Raw genomic sequence first — 19,052 nt, forward strand, 5'->3', positions numbered from 1 at the left:
GTTTCTTTCCTTTATTTCCCGTTCCTGCGATTGGGAGTGCAAAGGTAAGCAAAAGTTTTGAACTGACAAGCAAACAAGGAAAGTTTTTATTTTTCGTTCGTTTCACTTTTCAAGTCTTTCCGGCCTCCTATCGAAGCGGGGTGCAAAGGTAAGGTACTTTTTTCGACTTTCACAAGGGCTTCCGAAAGTTAATTTTCGAGGGCTTTGTGAAGCGGGCTCGGGGTGCCATCTTGGGAGGGCGGCCGGGCAGTTCCTCGTTTTCAATTTGCTGCTAGAGCAGTTGCTTTGGCAGAACCCGGCGTCCGGTTGACGTTTTGGGACTGCAAAAGTAGGAGGATTTTCTGGGCTTACAAGGGGTGGCGGGAAGATTAGAGCTTGGGCGCAGTTAGGTGAAGGGCGTTTGGGGGAATGGACTTTTAGGAATCAGGGACTTAGCGGGAGGAGTAATTTTAATAAAATTCAGCGGATGGGCTCAGGGGCGAAGAATTCGGTGAGGTTGGGGCGGTATTGGCGGGGGCGTTGGGCTTCGTATTGCTGGATTTGGCGGCCTAATTGGGCGAGGAAGGGCTGGCCGATGGTGTCGTATTCGTAGGCACCATCGTTGATGATGCCGTCCTGGTTGACGTAGAGGACGGCACTGAGGAGGAATTCGGACTGATGGAGGGAGTCGGCAAAGTAGGCGATATCGGCGAGAAAGCCGTGGGACATTCCGACGATGTTGTAGATACGGAGGGTGGATTGCTGGGGGATTTCAAGGTTGCGGCCGTAGTAGAGGTATTTTTTGTAGGCATCGAAGTAGCGGGCAGGTGCGTAGGCATGGAAGCCAGACTCGTGGGGGGTGGCGTGGAGGTAGCGCCGGAGGAAGGCGTAATCTGGGGGGGTGAGGCGGAAGCGTTGGTTGGCGGGGACGGATTCGGGGAAGATGATGCTTTGGAGAAGGGCGGTGATGTCGGGGAGCGGGAGGTGGTTGGCGGTGGTGAAATCGTAGGGTTCGGGGATGACGCGGCTGCCGGCCTGGTGGGCGCGGCCTTTGAGGACGCGGCCGAGGGGGCTGGTATAAGGCGTGGGGTTAAACTTGGCGGGCTCTTTATATAGGGTGTCGCCCTGGGGAGTGTGGAAGCTGATGGGGTTGGTGTGGCGGTTGGCGGCGGTGTCGCAGGGGGCGAAGCGGCGGGTGATGCGGGCGTTGGGGTAGCCTAATTCATGGAGGCGCTGGTTGAGGGGGCGCTGACCGAGGAATTCGTAGAGGCGGTTGTAGGCGAGGTTGTCGCTGACGAGGAGCATGCGCTTGACGTAGTTGCCGACGGTGGCGGTGCGGTCGGAATCGGCGGGGGCGGCGAAGGGAACGGGGGTTTGGCAGCGCCAGGCGGTGCCGGTGGCCATGATGATACGGCGGGTGAGGGCGGGGTTGTGGAGGTCGTTGAGCTTTTCGAGGGAGAGAGCGACGACTGGGAGTTTGACCAGGCTGGCTGGGTTGAAGTACTGGCGGGGGTTGAGGTGGTAGGTGTGGGGGGTGAAGGTGGGGTGGTTATGGGCGTCGCGGTTGATTTGGGTGTAGATAATTTGGAGCTCGTATTGGGGGTTATTGGCGACGCGCTTTAGTAGGGGGTTGGCGTTTAGGAGGGAATCTAGTAGTGGGGAGTCTGCGGGCGTTGACCTCACCCCACGGCCCCCGAAAAATGCTTGGTCGCATTTCCAAAAAAGAGGGGGAGCCAGACGAACTGCTTCAGCGGCTATGGTTATTGTCAATAAAAATGCTACTCCTATTATATAGTATAAGGAGGGGCGGGGTTTGGGAGGCGTTTTCATAGGATATCGAAATAAAAAGGGCCGTGATGTTGCCACCACGGCCCTGTGGGGCTGGTTTTATACGGGGTTAGTCGGCCAAGGGGACCTGGCGCTTGGCTAGGAGGAGGTTGGAGTCGGTTTGACGCCAGTTGTAGCCGGTGCCGAACGGGAGGGCTTTGGGTTTGTGGAGGGTGTCGCGGTAGGCGGCGGTGAGCTCGGGCTGGTATTGCTTGGCGAAGAGGTTGATGGGGCGGCGGTAGGTACCGTAGTAGTTGAACTGCCAAGCACCTTTCTGGAAGTACTTCATGGCGATACCGGAATCGTCTTGCAGGATGTAGCGGCTGCGGCGGAGGACGGTGCGACGGACCTGGTTGAAGTAGGATTTGTGCATGAGGTAGGTGGCCGACTTCACGTAGGTAGTGAGGGGGCCGAGGTGGCGCACAAATTCGAGGGGAGCTTTTTTGGCATTCAGCTTCCAGTCGCTGAGGTCGGCGGAGAAGTAGTAGACGGTTTTGGGCTGGCCGTCGGGGCTGCGCAGTTTCATTTCGACGCCGGGGATAGATTTCGGGTCGGGGGTTTGGGTGGTGTCTTTGGGAGCATCCTGGAGTGTGCCAGTAGCATCGAGCTGCACGGGGCGGATGGCGGTGATTTGGTTGCCGGTGCGGGCGGCGAAGAGCATCATGAGTGGCAGGGCACCATCGAGTTCCACGGATTTCAGGTCCACGGCCATGTCGTTGGTGCGGAAGAAGCTAAAATTGAGCACCGACCAGAGCGAGGTTTTGACGGCGGGCAGCAGTTTGGGGTTTTCGAGGGTGGTGCGGGCGGGGATGCTGCCGACGGGTTCGAGGCCCATCAGGACGTAGGTTTGGCTGGTGGGGAACATCGTGACGACGTTCAGGAAATCGGGGCCGCTGAAGGGGTAGAAGATGGTAGGGCTGTTGGCGTGGACTGAATCGAGCTCGGTGTTGGCCCACTGGGTCATGCGGGTGGTGTGGGTGGCGCGGTATTTCTCCCAGCTTTTGTCTTGGTCTTTGGCGAAGGCTTGCCAGGCGGGCGTGGCGGCCAGGGTGGCAAGGTCGCTGTGCTGGCTGGGCTGCTGACCGCCAAGGAACAGGGCCACGTCCTGGGCGTAGGCGGTATCGGGGGCGGTAAGGCGGTTGGGGCGCGGAGTGGCTTTATTACCGGCGGCGACTGGCGGTGCTGATTTGGTGGAATCGAGGGCATCGGCCGTGGTGGCCATGGTTTCTTCCTTAGCGGAAGTAGGGGTTTCGGTTTTAGTGTTCGACTCGGAGCAAGCGGAGAGCAAGAGCAGAGCAGCGGGCAGCAGCCGGAGCGCAGCGGTGCGGAGGGACATTATATATAGGAGTGATTGAAGGTGCAAGTTACGGAGGGGCTCGTTCGCCTGTAGCACATGCTTCAGCTTGTGCGTCGTCCGGCGGTTTTGTGCCAACGGGCACAAACTGAAGCATGTGCTATAAGCTGCTGCTGCGGCTCGAAGCTTCTGCAGAAACTGGACGGCCGATGCGCGTGGTAATGAAGTAGACCAATGCGCCTACGGCCAACGTAGCCAGTCCATATAGAGACTCCCAAGGCTTATCGCGCAGGATGAAGGCCAGGGTCCAGCCACTCAACCCCAGAAAAAGGAGCGGAGTGAAAGGATATCCCCACGCTTTATAAGGACGCGGCAAATCGGGCCGGCGGAAGCGCAAGACGAACAAGCCGAGCACTGTAAGAAAGGTGAACAGGTTCAGCACAAAGCCGGCGTAGACCAAGACTTCCTTGAACTTCGGCTTACTAATAAATACTAGCGTAATAGCCGTTTGCAGCAAAAGTGCCCGCACGGGGATACCAGCGCGGCTTTTGGGGGCGAGGAAGCGCAGGGCGGGCAGGTCCTCCCCCATCGTCTGGACGATGCGGGGGCCGGCGAAAATCATCGAGCTGATGGTGGAAACCAGTAGGGCAGCGATGACACCGCCCACCAGCCGGCCGCCGAGGGAGCCGAAAAGGGAAGTGGCAGCTACGAAGCCGACTTCGACTTGGCCTTTCAAGCCGGCTATGGAGGTGGAGCGAAGGAATACGAAGTTCAACCCTACATATAATAGGAGTACAATGGCGGTGCCGGCCAGCAGGATGCGTGAGAGGTTGCGCTTGGGGTTTTCGATTTCGCCGGTGACGTACACGGCGGCGTTCCAGCCGGAGTAGGCGTAGCTCACATACACGAGGCTCACGGCGAAAGCGGGACTGAGCAGGGCGCGCCAGCCGGCGGCATCGGGCAGGAAGCTGATAGGCTGCTCCTCCCCTACTACCATGCCCGCGCCGATAAAAATGACCAGCACGGCTACTTTAAGAGCAGTAATGATGATTTGGAGACGGCTGCCGACGCGGGTGCTGCTGCCGTGTACTACCGTGAGGGCCAGCACCACGGCCACCGACAGCCATTGCGGCTCCAGACCCGGCCACACGCTTTTGGCATATTGGCCCAGCGCCAGCGCGGCCAGCGCCGTGGGAGCCGCAAAGCCCACCGTGGCCGAAACCCAACCCGAAAGGAAGCCCAGCGCGGGGTGGTAAATCTGGCTCAGGTAATGGTATTCGCCACCGGAACGGGGCATGGCCGAAGCCAGCTCGGCGTAGCTTACGGCCCCGCAGAGGGCAATAAGGCCGCCCACCAGCCACAGCATCAGCAGCGCGAAACCACTTTCTATATCCATCACCTGGAAGCCGAGGCTGGTGAAGACGCCCGTGCCCACCATGTTGGCGATGACGATGGCCGCGCCGGTGAGGAAGGTTATTTTATATGGGGTATGGGTATTCTCTGGCATGGTGCAAAGATGCGAAGCATTATTGCGGCCATCTGTCATGCTGAACGCAGTGAAGCACCTTGCCGCGTCCGAACGACTTGTTCAAACGTGATAAGGTGCTTCACTGCGTTCAGCATGACAGGTGGAATCCTTGCTACTCCACGGTGCTCGCGGCTTTCGGTTTTTTGTAGAGCGGCACGGTGCTGCACGGCTCACCGTACATGATGCTGCTAGTGACGGGGAGCAGCTTTTGCATGATGGCCACGTAAGCGAAGGTGGGCACAGGCTTGTCGCCGCAGCCTTTCACCACCACTTTGCCATCGCGGTATTCTTCGATATCAATCGCGGCGATGGCTTCTTCGAACAGCGACTGCTCCAGGGCATCGAGGTTGCCGAAGACGTAGCGGTGGGCGTGGTTCTGGAGCTTAGTGGCGAGTAACATGTAGGCCCAGGTGGGCACAATGGCATCGGCCGAGCAGGTGATAGCGACATTTTTCTGGTCGTATTGCGTCCAGTCGTGGGTCTTTACGAACTCGCGGAAGTCCTTTTCGCGCAGCATGAGGCCGTGGAAAAGGTTATCCTTAATGTCATACACCACGCGCTCGCCGGGGTGCTGCAGTTCTTCCAGGTTGAGGGTAACGAGGCCAGAGTTGGCGACACGGTTGACGAACAGGGGTTCCATAGGATTCTATTTTTAGTTACCAGAACGTCATGCAGAGCGCAGCAAAGCATCTTTACCGCTGAAGTAATCATTTACTATTGCAGTAAAGATGCTTTGCTGCGCTCTGCATGACGTTTTACTACTTTGCTTTCGGCGTGGTCGTGTACACTTCTTTCAGATAAAATGGCTCGTAATACGCCACGTCCTGAAATTCCTGCCGATGATAAGCGGCGACGGCCAGCGCCCCCACTGCTACCGCCGATGGCTCGATGCCCGCTAGGAAACCGGCCTGCGCCGAATCCCCCAACAGCACCTGAAACTTCGCCGCGCCATTGCCGAAGAATAACACGAAGTGGTGGGCCAATTGTTCGGCCAGCGTATCGGCGTCGAGGAGGAGGGGCGTGGGCACGAGCAACTCCTGCCCATCGTGGGTATACAGCGCGGCGTACACCTCCTGCCGCCGGGCATCCAGCATGGGGCAAAACAGGAAATTCTCCGGCCGGGCAGTACCGGCCGCCACCTGCGCGGCCAGCGCCCGCAGCGTGCTTACGGCCACCAGCGGAATATCCAATGCGAAGCACAGACCCTTAGCCGCAGCGGCCCCGATGCGCAGGCCAGTGTAGGAACCGGGACCGTCGCTCACGGCCACAGCGGCGAGGTAGGCGAGCGCATGGCCGGTGTTGGCCAGCAGCTGCTCGATGAGGATGGTGAGGTGGGTGGAGTGCGACTTATCGAGCCGCAACTCGGATTGGCCGACTAAGGAGCCGTCTTCGAGGCGGTGCAGGGCCACCGAGCAGACGGGGGACGAGGTTTCGAGGGAGAGGAGAAGCTTAGGCACCTTTTTTTAACAGACTAGAAACCGAGTTGCCCCTGCGTTCCTCGTGGAATGTGCTCATGCACTTTGACCACTGTGTAAGATTTATTAATCCATGTGTTGGCAGCCTCATCGAAAATTTTGAGCGTTTGCAGTTCCACAATAAGAACGTCACCATTTGCAAACCGCTCCCCATTCTTGACTTTGGCTAGAAAATCTGAATCATTGACTTTAGCAGAAATCTTAATCCCTTTGTAGTAAAAAGACCAACCTGTCTTGTCCTCAAAAGAAAGCTTGTTGATATTGAGCCGGGCTTTTGTCAAATCAAAATTCTGATTCGAGCCGTTTGCAGGTAATGTAACTGGTTCGGCTAATTCAGCAAAGTCCTCCTTCTTAACTTCAACAAGTGCTTTGCCTTTAGAATCCGTAATCTCGAAGGCTTCGATTGAATCATCAGATGCTAGTGCGTCAAACTGCTTCTCCAATGCACTCGTGACAATAGGGTTTTGATAAACCCTGTACACAGTTTGGCTAATGGTTACCGTCCCACCGCTTATTTCCAGTTTGACACTACCATCTCCTTGAGAAATTTCTTTAACAGGTACAGTATCAATTTTATCGCCCTCCTTCTTTTTGGTTTTTACAAGCTTAACTAGCCCTATCACACCTGCAAGAGTAGCGACAACTTCTTTAGCTAAATCAACATTATCCTTAGTGAAAATTTGACTTATCTTTTCAAGTAACGAGAAATCCAATTCAAGATGAATCAGGAAGCTGCCTTTCTCCAACGCATTGATTTTAATATCTATTTTATGCTGAGGATTAAGCTCTTTATTAATTTCTTGGATGACAGGAGTCATCTGCATTAAGCTATTGAGAAGCGTTATAGCATCGATTTGATGCTGTTGCCCATCGTACTTGATTTTAAAATCGTTTTCGTACGAGTTTTCCATGAAATCTGCGGTAGAATCGGTATAAAAGAAATAGCCTAGCATAAGCTCAGAACGCCTTTAGTTTTACTAAAGTTTGTTCTGAGCTTATGCTAGGCAAAGCTAGCTTAATGCAAGCTACTTCGTCCCGGCCGACTTGCGGGCGCTGGCGGCCTGACCCGTGGGCTTCAGCAGGGCGGCGTAGCGGTTTGGGTCGTTCAAAACAGCGACGGCAGCAATGATATTGGGGTCGTCGTCAAAGCCGGCTTCGGTGCGGCCCTTCTCGAAATAGTAACGTGACACGATTTCCTGCTCCAGTAGCTCCTTGATTTCGGGCTTGAAGCGTTGCAGGTCGTTGGCCTTGTTCACGGTCACTTTCTTGCGGATGGCTTCGAGTTCCAGCTTCACGTCGTCGTAGTGCTTTTCCTCTTTCACCTTCTTGCTGAGGTCGGTGAGGGCCTTTTCGGCGTCGGTGCTGTAACTGATATTCTTGCCCTGCAGGTAGGCCACGAACTTCTGGTAGTCCACATCCGAGAGCTTGAACTGGCGGGCGGGCACGATGGTGGCGTGCTCGGCGCGGTAGCGGGTAGCGTAGTCGAAGAGGTAGCTTTTCTGGAGCAGGATGCGGGTGATGTCGGCGATTTCGCGGTCATTCACCTCCACGTCGGGGGCCACGCCGCCACCGTCGTACACGGTGCGGCCGGCAGTGGTTTTGAAGGCCGTGCGCAGCGAATCGGGGAATTTGCCCAGCGTGCCGTCTTCGCTGCGGTGGGCGTAGTCGATTTCCTGGATGCAGCGGCCGCTCGGGATGTAATACTTGGCGGTGGTCACCTTCAGCTGCGAGTTGTAGCTCAGCGGCCGGGTGGCCTGCACGAGGCCCTTGCCGAAGGTGCGCTCGCCCACCACCACAGCGCGGTCGTAGTCCTGCAACACGCCCGACACGATTTCCGAGGCCGACGCCGAGCGGCTGCTCGTGATAATGGCCACCGGAATCTGGGTATCGAGCGGTACGTCGAGGGCTTTATAGGTTTTGTTCCACTCCGTCACCTTGCCCTTGGTGCTCACCACGTCAAGACCCTTGTCGATGAAGAGGTTGGAGATATTCACAGCTTCATTCAGCAGGCCGCCGGGGTTGTCGCGGATATCGAACACGATTTTCTTCGCGCCCTGCTCCTTGAGCTTGCTCACGGCGGCGCGCACTTCCTTGCCCGCATCCACCGTGAAGCTGCCGAGCTGGAAGTACCCTACATCACCGGAAATCATGCCGGTATAAGGCACATTGTCGACCTGAATTTTATCGCGGGTGATGTCGATTTGCACCGGCTTGTCCTGGCCGTAGCGCGTCACCAAGAGCTTCACTACCGAATTGGCCTGGCCCTTGAGGAGCTTGCTAATGTCGCCGTTCGACTTTTTATCGACCACCACGCCGTTGATGTCGAGGATTTCATCGCCGGGGAGCAGGCCGGCTTTCTGGGCCGGGTAGCCTTCGTAGGCGCTTTGAACTACGGTTTTGCCATTGCGCTTCACCACCGAGGCTCCGATGCCGCCGTACTGCCCGGTGGTCATGGTGCGGAAGTCCTCGATATCGTCCTCCGGAATGTAGTTGGTATATGGGTCGAGCGAGCGCAGCATAGCGTCGATGCCCGTTTTCACCAGCTTGGCGGGCGTTATCTCGTCGACGTAATACGTGTTGACCTCCTTGAAGAGTGTAGCGAAAATGTCCAAGTTCTTGGCAATCTCGAAGTACCGCTCATTGTCGGAAGCGGCGCGGAACGATACCAAACCCAGCGTGCTCAGGGCCAGCGCGGCGAGTAGCTTTTTGCGGATAGTCATACGGAATACGGGTAGCGGGTCATCACGAATCTACGGGGCCGGCGGCGAAGCAGATGCTGCCTCAGGCGTCGTGCCCAGCAAACGATGGAAAGCGGAAATTAATTTTCTTTCCACCAAAGCCAAGGGACTTTTTTCCTTCCCCGTGAAGATAATACCCAGCAGAGCGATTTCGTGCCCGTTAGGTTGCTCCGTGAGCCGATATTTATTGAGCCGATACGCCTCGCGGATGAGGCGTTTGAGCCGGTTGCGGTCGACGGCCCGCTTGAAAGTGCGCTTGCTCACGCTGATGAGCACCTGCGGTGGAGCCGTGGTGGGCGCGGCCGCTTTTATGCAAACGATGCGCAGCGGGTAAACGCCAAAAGAGGAACTCTGTTTGCTGAACAGCTCTTCGATGAGCTTCTTGCGGCACAGGTGCTCCTCTTTCGGGAAGGTATATTTTCTCTTTGCCGTGGGCAGAGAGTCATTAGCAGTTAGCTCGTTCACAATGCGTACTTGTCGGCTGCCGCTTCAGCAGCAACAGCATCTTTGGGAAGGCCAAAAATAGCGAAGCCGCATTGCAGCGACAGAAATAAACCTGTCTCAGCAATGCGGCACTCGGCCAGCTAATAGCCAGAAGCTCTCAGCTAACGGCTAGTGAATACTAGCGCTTGTGCTTGCCTTCGTCGGATACGGTGAGGCGCTTGCGGCCTTTGGCACGACGACGGGCCAGCACGTTGCGGCCATTGGCGGATTCCATGCGGAGACGGAAGCCGTGCTTGTTCACGCGCTTGCGCTTCGAAGGTTGATAGGTGCGTTTCATCTTATGTGTAGTTTCAAGTTGGGCCGGCAAAGGTACGGAATCGGTCTGGAAAAGGCAAGGCCCTCAGCCACTTTTACGCGGGGGACGTTAGCGGGCAGTAGCTTTAGTCCCGTTTAACCCCGTTTTGGCAATGATTCACTACCACGTTTCCTACGAAAACCCGCTCACGTTTTACCTCCAAATCCAGTTCACGCTGGATGTAGCCACCGATGCGACTGCCCCGCTGGAACTCCAGCTACCCGCCTGGCGCCCCGGCCGCTACGAGCTGCAAAACTTCGCCCAAAAGATTCAACGCGTGGTGGTTGAAGATGCCGCTACCAACCAGCCCCTCCCCTATCGCAAGCTCACGAAGGACCGGTGGGCAGTGCCCAACGCCACCGGCCGCACCATCCGGGTGCGCTACAATTTCTACGCCCACCAGATGGATGCCGGCGGCTCCTGGCTCGATGAGTCGCAGCTGTACCTGAACCCCGTGCAGGCGCTGATGTATGCCGAAGGCCGGCAGCTTGAGGAATGCGAACTGACGTTGGCATTGCCGGAGGGTTGGCAGGTGGCTTGTGGGTTGCCGCAAACCGCACCGAATGTGCTTTCCGCGCAGAATTTTGACCAACTGGCCGACTCGCCGCTGATTGCCAGTCCCACACTCACGCACCAGCAATATGAGGCGGGCGGGCTACCTTTCCACGTCTGGGTGCAGGGCGAGGCGCTGGTGAACTGGCCGAAGCTGCTGGCCGATTTTAAGGCATTTTCGGAGGAGCAGCTGACAATGTTTGGCGGTTTTCCGGTGGCGGATTACCACTTCCTGAACCAGTTTCTGCCCTACAAGCACTACCACGGCGTGGAGCACAACAATTCCACGGTGATTACGCTGGGGCCGGCCGAGCTGATTATGAGCGAAGGACTCTATAAGGAGCTGCTGGGCGTGAGTTGCCACGAGCTGTTCCATACCTGGAATATCAAGAGCATCCGGCCGGCCGAGATGCAGCCCTACGACTACAGCCGCGAGAACTACTTCCGCACCTGCTTCATCGCCGAGGGAATCACGACCTATTACGGCGAGTACCTGCTGGCCCGCAGCCACGTCCGTACGCCCGCGCAGTATTTCGAGGAATTGAACATCGTGCTGCGCAAGCATTACGACGATGCGGGCGGCGACAACCTCTCGCTGGCCGATGCCAGCATGGACCTCTGGCTCGATGGCTACAAGCCCGGCGTGCCCGACCGCAAGGTGTCGGTGTATCACAAAGGCGCCTTGGTGGCCATGCTGCTGGATTTGACTATTCGGCAGCTTTCCGGCCACGCCCGCAGCCTGGATGACGTGATGCGGCGGCTGTACGAGGAATTCGGCAAGACTGGCATCGGCTACACCGAGGCCGACTACGTGCGTCTCGTGAACGAAGTGGCCGGGCGCGACATGCATGCCTATTTCGACAAGTTCATCTACGGCACCGCGCCGCTGCTGGAGCCGCTCAACCGGGTACTGCACACCGTGGGCTGCCAACTGCTGGTGGGCGAAAATGCTTCGGCGTCGGAAGGGCACTTCGGTTTCCGCACGGTGGTGAAGAATGAGCGCACGGAGGTAACGGCCATCTGGCCCAACTCGCCCGCCGCTGCGGCCCTGACCGTGGACGATGAAATAGTAGCCGTGAACGGCCGCCGAGTGGATATGAATCTGCAAAGCCTGCTAAGCAGCGGCGCGCCGGCCTACGAGGTGAGCGTGTTCCGCCAGAACCGGCTGCTGACGGTAACGCTGGCCGCCACGCCGGACATCAGCTTCGGGCAGCGTTATGCGATTGACAGATTGGAAACGGCCGATGCGGCGCAGCAGCGCGGGTTTCAGCAGTGGCTGGGGTGGGAATTCTAGCGGTTCAGGCCGGCACCATCAATTGCCACCGGCCTGAACCGGCCTATCGCTGAAACAGCGATACCCTATCGGTGGTCACCAGCCGTTTCTTGGCGGCTTGGCCCGTATACACGGCATTGTCTTCGGTATCTTGGGTGATGAGCGCGCACGACCCGATGATATTATGCTGGCCAATGGTGGTTTTTTCATGGATAATGGCCCCCATACCGATGAATGTGCTGTTGCCAACCGTCACACTGCCCCCCAGAATAGCCCCGCTAATGAGAACATGACTGCCAACAACGCTGTGATGGCCCACGATACAGCCAATAACCATCACATTGTCCCCAAGGGTTACGTATGGATGCACCATGGCGCTGGGGTCAATAAATGCATTTTCCCCAACCACCAAATCCGGCCAGATATCGGCTCTGGTTGAAATGTAGCTGGCAAACCGGTAGCCCCGGGCTTTGGTCGATTCAAAGATTTGCTGCCGGGCCTGAACTTGCCCAAGCGCAACATGCAAGTGGTAGTCCGATGGCGGGTAGCAGTTGCTCATCTCTTCAAAAGCTACCAGTGGCAATCCCATGAAAGTGGCGTTGGCAGACGGCAGATAGGCCGCATCTACACAAAAAGCGACGACCTCGTGGGGACTGTCGTGCGTAAAAAAATAATGCGTCAACTCGGCGTGTCTGCCGGCTCCGTAAATAACAATTTTCATAGGGCAGGGCTGTATAAACCGGGATTAAATGGGTCTCTGGCGAGGACTCCGGACCCAGCGGGCTACGACGCCAACGAAGCTTTTGAAATTCCGGGGAGTGTAGGAGCGCCACATCAGAGCGACTCTTTTGAGCGTGGTAGTGGCTTCCTGCGGGAGGCCGTGCTTCACGTAGCCATCGGCAGCGTCCAGGTATTGCTTATAGAATTTCCTTCGCAGCGTGGCCGCGTGGCGGGTGGGGGCATAATGCACCACCAGCCGCCGGTACATGGCCAGAAAGCGCTTTTGTTTCCATACGTGCGCGGCACTGCTCCAGCTGCCTCCCGGATGCACCCGGTAGCAACTCATGGTGTCGGGCAGCAGCTTGGCCTTGCCCTTCTCGGCATAGAGAGAAAAAAAGGGGAAATCCAATGGGTAAGTCCCAAATAACCAACCCGGAACCGGCCGAAGCACGTTACGCAGCATTACCGAGCTTGTTTGAAGAATGGTACGACCCAGAAAATCCTCAAAATCATAGACTTCCTTGGCGTGGCTGGTCACCGCATCCGCTACCGATGGGTCGGTATGAATAATTTTGACGGGGTGAAAGCAGATGCTGAAGTCCGGGTGAGCATCCAGCCATTGCACCTGTTTGGCTAGCTTCCGGGCGTCGGTCCAGTAGTCATCGCCCTCCACCAGCGCAATGTATTCACCGTGGCATTCCGCGAGGCAGGCCTGGAGATTGGCTCCGGGCCCCACGTTGCGCGCTTGGTAAATGGGTTTGATGCAGGCCGGAAACCGAAGGCGGTAAGCTTCTACCAAAGTGCGCGTTTGGTCAGTCGAGCAGTCTTCGCCCACAATAACCTCGTACGAAAACGCAACCTCTTGCCGCAGAATGCCTTCCAGGGCCTGCTCGACGAAGGCTTCGTGGTTGTACGTTAGCAACACAATGCTGACTTTGGGGCGCGGCACCGGCATTAGTTGGCATGCATGAAGGTTGGAACAGAGTCGGGGCGGGCCTGGGGTGCCAGTGCGGTCCGAATAACAGCGGCTATTTGCCAAACTTCCTCTACCGGCAAATCGACATAAAAGGGTAGGCATAGCACCTGCGTAACCAGCTTCTCTGAAATGGGGCAGTGGGCTCCCGTGTGGTAAGGAAGACGATTCAGGGAAGGAAAGAAATACCGACGGCTGCCAATGCCCGCCGCTTCCAGCTGCGCCTGCACCCCCACCATCTGAGCTTCGGTGGAGAATATAACCGGGAAATAGGCGTGGTTGTAATCCGTTCCGGGGGCTGAAGCCGGACAGTAAAGCGGCAAGCCTTCCAATGCCTCGCGGTAGGCCTCCCCTAGCGCGGCCCGCAGCCGGATAAACTCCGGCACCTGTGGCAGCAGGCAGAGCCCCATCGCCGCATGCAACTCCGAGAGCTTCGCGTTGGTACCCAGCACCTGTGGCTGGCCATCGACCAGGCCGGCAGCCTTCAACAGCCCTATTGCCTGATGCAGCGCTGGGTCATGGGTAATCAAGGCGCCGCCCTCGCCCGTATGAAATAGCTTGGTGGCGTGGAAGCTACAAGCCGTCACGTCGCCATACGCCAGTACCGAACGGCCATTCACCCGCGTGCCAAAAGCATGGGCACCATCGTAAATAACCTTGAGATTGTGTCGCCGGGCAATGGCTTCAATCTGCACAACGTCGCACGGATGGCCATACACATGTGTGGCCAGAATAGCCTGCGTACGTGGCGTAATGGCGGCCTCAATCTTGCTAGCATCCAGGCAAAAAGTATCGGTTTCTACATCCACAAATACCGGCTGGCAGCGTTCCCATAGAATGGCTGCCGTGGTGGCCACAAACGAAAAAGGAGTAGTGATGACTTCACCAGTCAAATTCAACGCCCGAATTGCCAGTTGCAAGGCAATTGTGCCGTTGGTAGTCAGCTGCAAATGCGCTACGTCCAGAAAATCACACAATTCCCTTTCTAATTGCTGCACCAGCGGTCCATTGTTGGTCAATTGGTGCCGCTCCCATATTCCGGTCAGGTAATGCGTGTATTCTGCTAGCGCTGGCAGTGCAGGCTGCGTAACGGGAATGGTGATGGTAGTAGAAACGTGAAGCATATATAAAAGCACGAGGTGATGAAAAAATAAAAAGTATTATATATAAATAATATATTTTTATTGCAACTCAAAAGGGTGTCAATAATCCCTTAGCAAAATTTATTCATTTTTTATTCTATTTTTTCAACGGTAAATATACGGCCGATGTAATGGTTTCAATCTCTATTTTCACGTTGCAACCAACGCCAAAATTATTAGCCCAAATAATTCGGCGGTATCGCATAAACATGTGATGTTTGACTAAAGCCGGGCATATATAACTCATAGAAAAGACCCCGCCGGACGAATCCGACGGGGCCTTTTCTATCAATTTCGCCGCAGCTAATTCCCTTTCTTGCCGGGGCCTTTGCCGCCGCTTACCGACATGGGCCGGTTACCGTTCGGGTTGCTGCGGATGTTGTCGACGCCATGGCCGGCGCTGTTGCCATCGGTAGTGTTGCCGTGAGCGGAAACGTCCATCGTGTTTGGGCTTTGCACCTGGGTGCTTTTCTTTTTGGTGTTGGCCGCAGGGTTAACGGACGTTTTTTCGTTCTGAAGGTCAGTGTCTTTCTTAGCGTGTCCCATGGCGGTATTTGGTTAGGTGGTGGATAAGAAGTTGTACCCATCCGCCGCCAAAAGGTTGCTTGGAAAAATGTTAAGCCGGCACATTGGCAATGGCCGAAACCGGCATCACTTTTACCAACTCGGCAAACTGGGCTTCGCGGGCTTCCACTTCCTCAGCTGAGAGGTTGAGCAAACGCTCGGTGCCGAACTTCTCGACGCAGAACGAGGCCATGGCCGAGCCGTGAATCACGGCGCGCTTCATATTTTCAAAGCTGATGTCGTCCGTGGCAGCGAGGTGGCCGATGAAGCCGCCCGCGAACGTGTCGCCGGCACCGGTGGGGTCGAATACTTCTTCCAACGGCAAGGCCGGAGCGAAGAAAATCTTGTTTTTGTGGAAGAGCAGGGCACCGTGCTCACCTTTCTTGATGATGAGGAATTTTGGCCCCATGGCCATAATTTTCTTGGCGGCTTTCACCAGCGAGTATTCGCCGGAAAGCTGGCGGGCTTCTTCGTCGTTGATGCTCAGCACGTCCACCATTTCGATGGTGGCGATGAGTTCTTCGAGGGCAATGTCCATCCAGAAGTTCATCGTGTCCATCACAATCAGCTTGGGGCGGTTCACGAGGCGCTGGATGACGAGGCGCTGTACCTGCGGGGCCAGGTTGCCCAGCATCAGGTACTTGCAGTCCTGGTAGGCGTCCGGGATAATGGGGTCGAAATCGGCCAGCACGTTGAGCTCGGTAACGAGGGTTTCGCGCGAGTTCAGGTCCTTGGAATAGATGCCCGACCAGAAAAACGACTTCTCGCCCTGCTTGATTTGCAGGCCTTCCACGTCTACGCCGTGCTCTTCGAGCAGCAGAATATCGGACTGCGGGAAATCATCGCCCACTACGGCCACCAGTTTCACGGGCTTCAGCGAATAGGACGCCGAGAGGCTAATGTAGGTGGCGGCGCCACCGATGATTTTATCGGTTTTGCCAAAAGGCGTTTCCAGGGCGTCGAATGCGACGCTACCGATGACGAGCAGGCTCATGCAGGTAAAGTGTGGTGAATAAAGCGGTTCGATTGGACCCGTATTAAAACGGAATTAAAACTAGCAACAAAAAAGTCCCCGGATAATTCCGGGGACTTTTCTGAGAGGGTAAATAATGGGGCTCGAACCCACGACCTTCGGAATCACAATCCGACGCTCTAACCAGCTGAGCTATATCTACCAGGTGTGTTTTGGTGGTGCAAAGATAGAAAAAGAAGCCGGAATGCGCAAAAAAAGTTCTGGGCAGGGGTTGTCGCATACACGAGGAACGTCCTGCTCATCTGGCGTTCTTTCATTGCAGAGAAAGGAAACGCGACGCAAAATCCCGACCTTTGCCGAATGGAACCCAATACCACCCCATCGTTTAACGATTTCAAGCTCAACAAACAATTCCTAACGGCCGTGGCCGATGCGGGCTTCACCGTGCCCACGCCGGTACAGATTCAGACTATCCCGTTATTGATGGCCGGGCACGACGTGCTGGGCATCGCCCAGACCGGTACCGGCAAAACCGCCGCCTTCGGCCTGCCGCTGCTCATGAAGGTGAAATATGCCCAAGGCAACAATCCACGGGCGCTGGTACTGGCTCCCACGCGGGAGCTAGCCATTCAGATTGAGAAGCACCTGAAGGCGCTGGCGGTGAATACGGACCTGCGCATTTTCGCCATTTACGGCGGCCTGGGACCAAAAACCCAGATTGAAACCATCTCCGCCGGCCTCGACGTGCTGATTGCTACGCCGGGCCGGCTGCTGGAAATCTACCTGAAGGGCGCGGTGCGGCTCACCGACCTGAAAACGCTGGTGATGGACGAAGCCGACAAGATGATGGACATGGGCTTCATGCCCCAGATTCGGCGCATCCTGGAAATTATCCCGCGCAAGCGGCAGAATGCGCTGTTTTCGGCCACCATGCCTGAACGCGTGACCACACTGAGTGAGGAATTCCTGGAATTCCCAGTGCGGGTGGAGGTGAGTCCGCCGGCCAAAACGGCCTCCACGGTATCGCAGGTAATGTATGAGGCCCCCAACCTGCTCACCAAAATCAACCTGCTGCACTTCCTGCTGCACCGCGACATTGATACGATGACGCGGGTGCTGCTCTTCTGCCGCACCAAGCAGCACGCCGACCAAGTGGCCCACTTCCTGGAGCGCAAGGCCCCAGCCGGCGAGGTGCGCGTGATTCACGGCAACAAGGGCCAGAACGCGCGCATGAACAGCATGGACTCGTTCAAGGCCGGCGAAGTGCGCTACATGGTGGCCACCGACGTGGCCGCTCGCGGCATCGATGTGCCGCAGGTGACGCACGTTATCAATTTCGATGTGCCCATTGTGCATGACGACTACGTGCATCGGATAGGTCGCACAGGTCGGGCGCTGCACACTGGTGCGGCCATCACCTTCGCCAACGAGGCCGAGATGGTACATGTAGCCGAAATCGAGTTGCTTATCAACCAGAAAATTGAACTGCTGCCGCTGCCCGAAGAAGTGGTAGTGGAGGAAACTCCCTTTGAGGAGCAGCAGAAAATGGGCCGCGAGCTAGACGAGCGCCGCAAGAAGCTGGACCCCACTTTCAAAGGCGCATTCCACGAGAAAAAGGAGTGGATTAAGCCCGGCGTGACGATTGACAAGCGCACCGGCAAACCCTTTGCCGAAGGCCAGAAAAAGAGCACCAAGGGCTCGAAGGCATTTGTGGGCAAAAAGGGTGGCTCGAACCCCGGTGTGAAGGCGCTAAAGCGGCGCGGGCGGTAGTCTTTAGTGGTTAGTAATTAACGGTTAGTGATTAGTGCCGTTCAGATAGAACAACACTAACCGTTAATTACTAACCACTATTTCCCGTGGTGGATGAGGTGCCCGAAGTGGATGCTGGCGAAGGTGAGGGCCGCGCCCCAGAATACCGCGCTCAAAAACATGTGCAGCATGATGCGCTGCCGGGGCACGCCCAGCAGCGTAGCGATGACCGTGCCACCGATGGGCGAGAGCAGAATAGGCGTGAGAAAGGCGATGCCGCCCATCCCAAACTTGCGGAACACCTTGATGATGTTGCGCGATTTCCTGGAAAATATGGGTTCGCGGCGCAGGCGGCGCTGCTTCTGGCGGTGCTGCATCCAGACGCGGCCCACGCCCGAGAAGATGAATACGCTCGTCATCATGCCCGCCACGGTGAGGCCCAGCGTGGGCCAGAAGCGCAGGCCCATGGAGGTGCCGGCCAGCGGACCGCCCAAAAACTTGACCGTGCTCAACAGGAACACGGACGCGCATTTAAGGGCGGGATGGAGCACGACGAAACGAAAAGGCAGGCAGCAGGTGAGAGGGAGACTACAACGCGGGGTGGGCGCATGGCAAAGATACCCCGTTTGGTGGGGCAGGGTTCCATTTTCGGTACCCGCAAATAGGGTACTACAGCTTGCTGCCGTAAGACAGGTCGCCGGCATCGCCCAGGCCGGGAATGATGTAGGCGTGCTCGTTCAGTTTTTCGTCGATGGCCGCCACCCAGAGCGTGGCTTCGGGGATTTCGCGGGCCACGTAGGCCAAGCCCTCGGGCGAGGCGATGACGGCCGCGATGTGAACCTGACGCGGCATCCCGAAGCGCAGCATGGCGCGGTAGGTTTGCACCAAGCTTTTGCCGGTGGCCAGCATAGGGTCGGCCAAAATGAGAACCCGCTCATCGAGGCTGGGGGCTGAGAGGTAATCGACCTGCACCTGCACCTGGGCCGTGCCCTCGATGCGGTAGGCGGCCACGAAGGCGCTGGGCGACTGGTCGAAATAATTCAGGAAACCTTGATGAAACGGCAACCCGGCGCGCAGCACGGTGGCCAGGATGGGGAAGTCGTGGAGCAGCTTGCCGGTGGTTTCGGCCAGGGGCGTCTGGATGGTTTTGTCGGTGTAGCTGAGGTGGGCGCTGATGCGGTAGGCAATAATTTCGCCCAGGCGCTGGAGGTTGCGGCGGAAGCGCAGGCTGTCCTTCTGCACGTCTTTGTCGCGCAGCTCGGCCAGGAAATGGTTGGCAATACTGGGCTCGGCGCAGACGACGTGGATGTTGGCCACAGCTTCGGCAGCATCGGGAGTGGCGGAGGCCGGAGCGGCGGAGGAAGAAAGCGGCGTGGCCATACGAACAGGATTTTGATGAAGGCGGCCAAGCAAAGTGCTCGGCCGGCACCCCGAAGTTGGCACAAAAACGGGCAGCAGGCAAGGAA

At 56.9% G+C, this 19,052-nt stretch carries 18 protein-coding genes and 1 tRNA gene; 2 read left to right on the forward strand and 17 right to left on the reverse strand.

From position 1 onward, the window contains the following. Nucleotides 1-459: 459 nt before the first annotated feature. From ACVWYF_RS04585 to rpmH, 9 genes are all read right to left on the reverse strand, one after another. A complete protein-coding gene (locus ACVWYF_RS04585) occupies nucleotides 460-1,662 on the reverse strand; it encodes a serine hydrolase (protein ID WP_457065098.1) in 1,203 nt (400 codons plus the stop codon). A gap of 214 nt (nucleotides 1,663-1,876) precedes the next feature. After that, nucleotides 1,877-3,142, reverse strand: a complete 1,266-nt coding sequence (locus ACVWYF_RS04590; RefSeq protein ID WP_457065100.1) for a hypothetical protein — start codon at nucleotides 3,140-3,142, stop codon at nucleotides 1,877-1,879. A gap of 118 nt (nucleotides 3,143-3,260) precedes the next feature. Next, nucleotides 3,261-4,607, reverse strand: coding sequence for an APC family permease (locus ACVWYF_RS04595; RefSeq protein WP_457065102.1), 1,347 nt, complete (start codon nucleotides 4,605-4,607; stop codon nucleotides 3,261-3,263). A gap of 133 nt (nucleotides 4,608-4,740) precedes the next feature. Continuing rightward, nucleotides 4,741-5,268, reverse strand: coding sequence for a DUF2480 family protein (locus tag ACVWYF_RS04600; protein ID WP_457065104.1), 528 nt, complete (start codon nucleotides 5,266-5,268; stop codon nucleotides 4,741-4,743). Nucleotides 5,269-5,386: 118 nt separating this feature from the next. Further along, nucleotides 5,387-6,085: a tRNA (adenosine(37)-N6)-threonylcarbamoyltransferase complex dimerization subunit type 1 TsaB gene (gene tsaB, locus ACVWYF_RS04605; protein WP_457065106.1), complete on the reverse strand. Its 699-nt coding sequence runs from the start codon at nucleotides 6,083-6,085 to the stop codon at nucleotides 5,387-5,389. Nucleotides 6,086-6,099: 14 nt separating this feature from the next. Beyond that, nucleotides 6,100-7,014, reverse strand: a complete 915-nt coding sequence (locus ACVWYF_RS04610) for a hypothetical protein (RefSeq protein WP_457065108.1) — start codon at nucleotides 7,012-7,014, stop codon at nucleotides 6,100-6,102. 114 nt (nucleotides 7,015-7,128) lie between these two features. Next, entirely contained in the window at nucleotides 7,129-8,823 is a 1,695-nt protein-coding gene (locus tag ACVWYF_RS04615) for a S41 family peptidase (protein WP_457065110.1), read from the reverse strand. Nucleotides 8,824-8,853: 30 nt separating this feature from the next. Further along, nucleotides 8,854-9,306, reverse strand: coding sequence for a ribonuclease P protein component (locus ACVWYF_RS04620; RefSeq protein ID WP_457065112.1), 453 nt, complete (start codon nucleotides 9,304-9,306; stop codon nucleotides 8,854-8,856). A gap of 157 nt (nucleotides 9,307-9,463) precedes the next feature. Beyond that, nucleotides 9,464-9,622, reverse strand: a complete 159-nt coding sequence (gene rpmH, locus ACVWYF_RS04625; protein ID WP_035563087.1) for a 50S ribosomal protein L34 — start codon at nucleotides 9,620-9,622, stop codon at nucleotides 9,464-9,466. Nucleotides 9,623-9,752: 130 nt separating this feature from the next. On the opposite strand from rpmH, the gene ACVWYF_RS04630 reads away from it, so the two are divergent. Next, a complete protein-coding gene (locus ACVWYF_RS04630; protein WP_457065114.1) occupies nucleotides 9,753-11,486 on the forward strand; it encodes a M61 family metallopeptidase in 1,734 nt (577 codons plus the stop codon). Between the two features lie 43 nt (nucleotides 11,487-11,529). Here ACVWYF_RS04630 and ACVWYF_RS04635 read toward each other — a convergent pair whose 3' ends face one another. The 6 genes from ACVWYF_RS04635 to ACVWYF_RS04660 form a co-directional block, all read right to left on the reverse strand. After that, nucleotides 11,530-12,186: an acetyltransferase gene (locus ACVWYF_RS04635; protein WP_457065116.1), complete on the reverse strand. Its 657-nt coding sequence runs from the start codon at nucleotides 12,184-12,186 to the stop codon at nucleotides 11,530-11,532. Nucleotides 12,187-12,210: 24 nt separating this feature from the next. Next, nucleotides 12,211-13,140 (reverse strand): glycosyltransferase family 2 protein, encoded by a 930-nt coding sequence (locus ACVWYF_RS04640; RefSeq protein ID WP_457065118.1) that lies wholly within the window; start codon nucleotides 13,138-13,140, stop codon nucleotides 12,211-12,213. After that, nucleotides 13,140-14,282, reverse strand: coding sequence for a DegT/DnrJ/EryC1/StrS family aminotransferase (locus ACVWYF_RS04645; RefSeq protein WP_457065121.1), 1,143 nt, complete (start codon nucleotides 14,280-14,282; stop codon nucleotides 13,140-13,142). Before ACVWYF_RS04645 ends, ACVWYF_RS04640 begins: the two co-directional genes overlap by 1 nt. Nucleotides 14,283-14,603: 321 nt before the next feature. After that, nucleotides 14,604-14,846, reverse strand: coding sequence for a hypothetical protein (locus ACVWYF_RS04650; RefSeq protein ID WP_457065123.1), 243 nt, complete (start codon nucleotides 14,844-14,846; stop codon nucleotides 14,604-14,606). A gap of 70 nt (nucleotides 14,847-14,916) precedes the next feature. After that, nucleotides 14,917-15,858: a PfkB family carbohydrate kinase gene (locus ACVWYF_RS04655; protein WP_457065125.1), complete on the reverse strand. Its 942-nt coding sequence runs from the start codon at nucleotides 15,856-15,858 to the stop codon at nucleotides 14,917-14,919. A 107-nt stretch (nucleotides 15,859-15,965) separates the two neighbouring features. After that, a tRNA-His gene (locus tag ACVWYF_RS04660) sits at nucleotides 15,966-16,039 on the reverse strand. Nucleotides 16,040-16,197: 158 nt separating this feature from the next. Here ACVWYF_RS04660 and ACVWYF_RS04665 point away from each other — a divergent pair. After that, the gene (locus ACVWYF_RS04665) at nucleotides 16,198-17,607 is read left to right on the forward strand and encodes a DEAD/DEAH box helicase (protein WP_457065127.1); all 1,410 of its coding nucleotides are present in this window, start codon (nucleotides 16,198-16,200) and stop codon (nucleotides 17,605-17,607) included. Nucleotides 17,608-17,684: 77 nt separating this feature from the next. On the opposite strand, the gene ACVWYF_RS04670 is transcribed toward ACVWYF_RS04665, so the two are convergent. Then, nucleotides 17,685-18,137, reverse strand: a complete 453-nt coding sequence (locus tag ACVWYF_RS04670) for a hypothetical protein (RefSeq protein WP_457065130.1) — start codon at nucleotides 18,135-18,137, stop codon at nucleotides 17,685-17,687. Between the two features lie 118 nt (nucleotides 18,138-18,255). Further along, nucleotides 18,256-18,966: a uracil phosphoribosyltransferase gene (gene upp / locus ACVWYF_RS04675; RefSeq protein WP_457065132.1), complete on the reverse strand. Its 711-nt coding sequence runs from the start codon at nucleotides 18,964-18,966 to the stop codon at nucleotides 18,256-18,258. Nucleotides 18,967-19,052: the final 86 nt, after the last annotated feature.

The organism is Hymenobacter sp. UYAg731 (assembly GCF_054061335.1).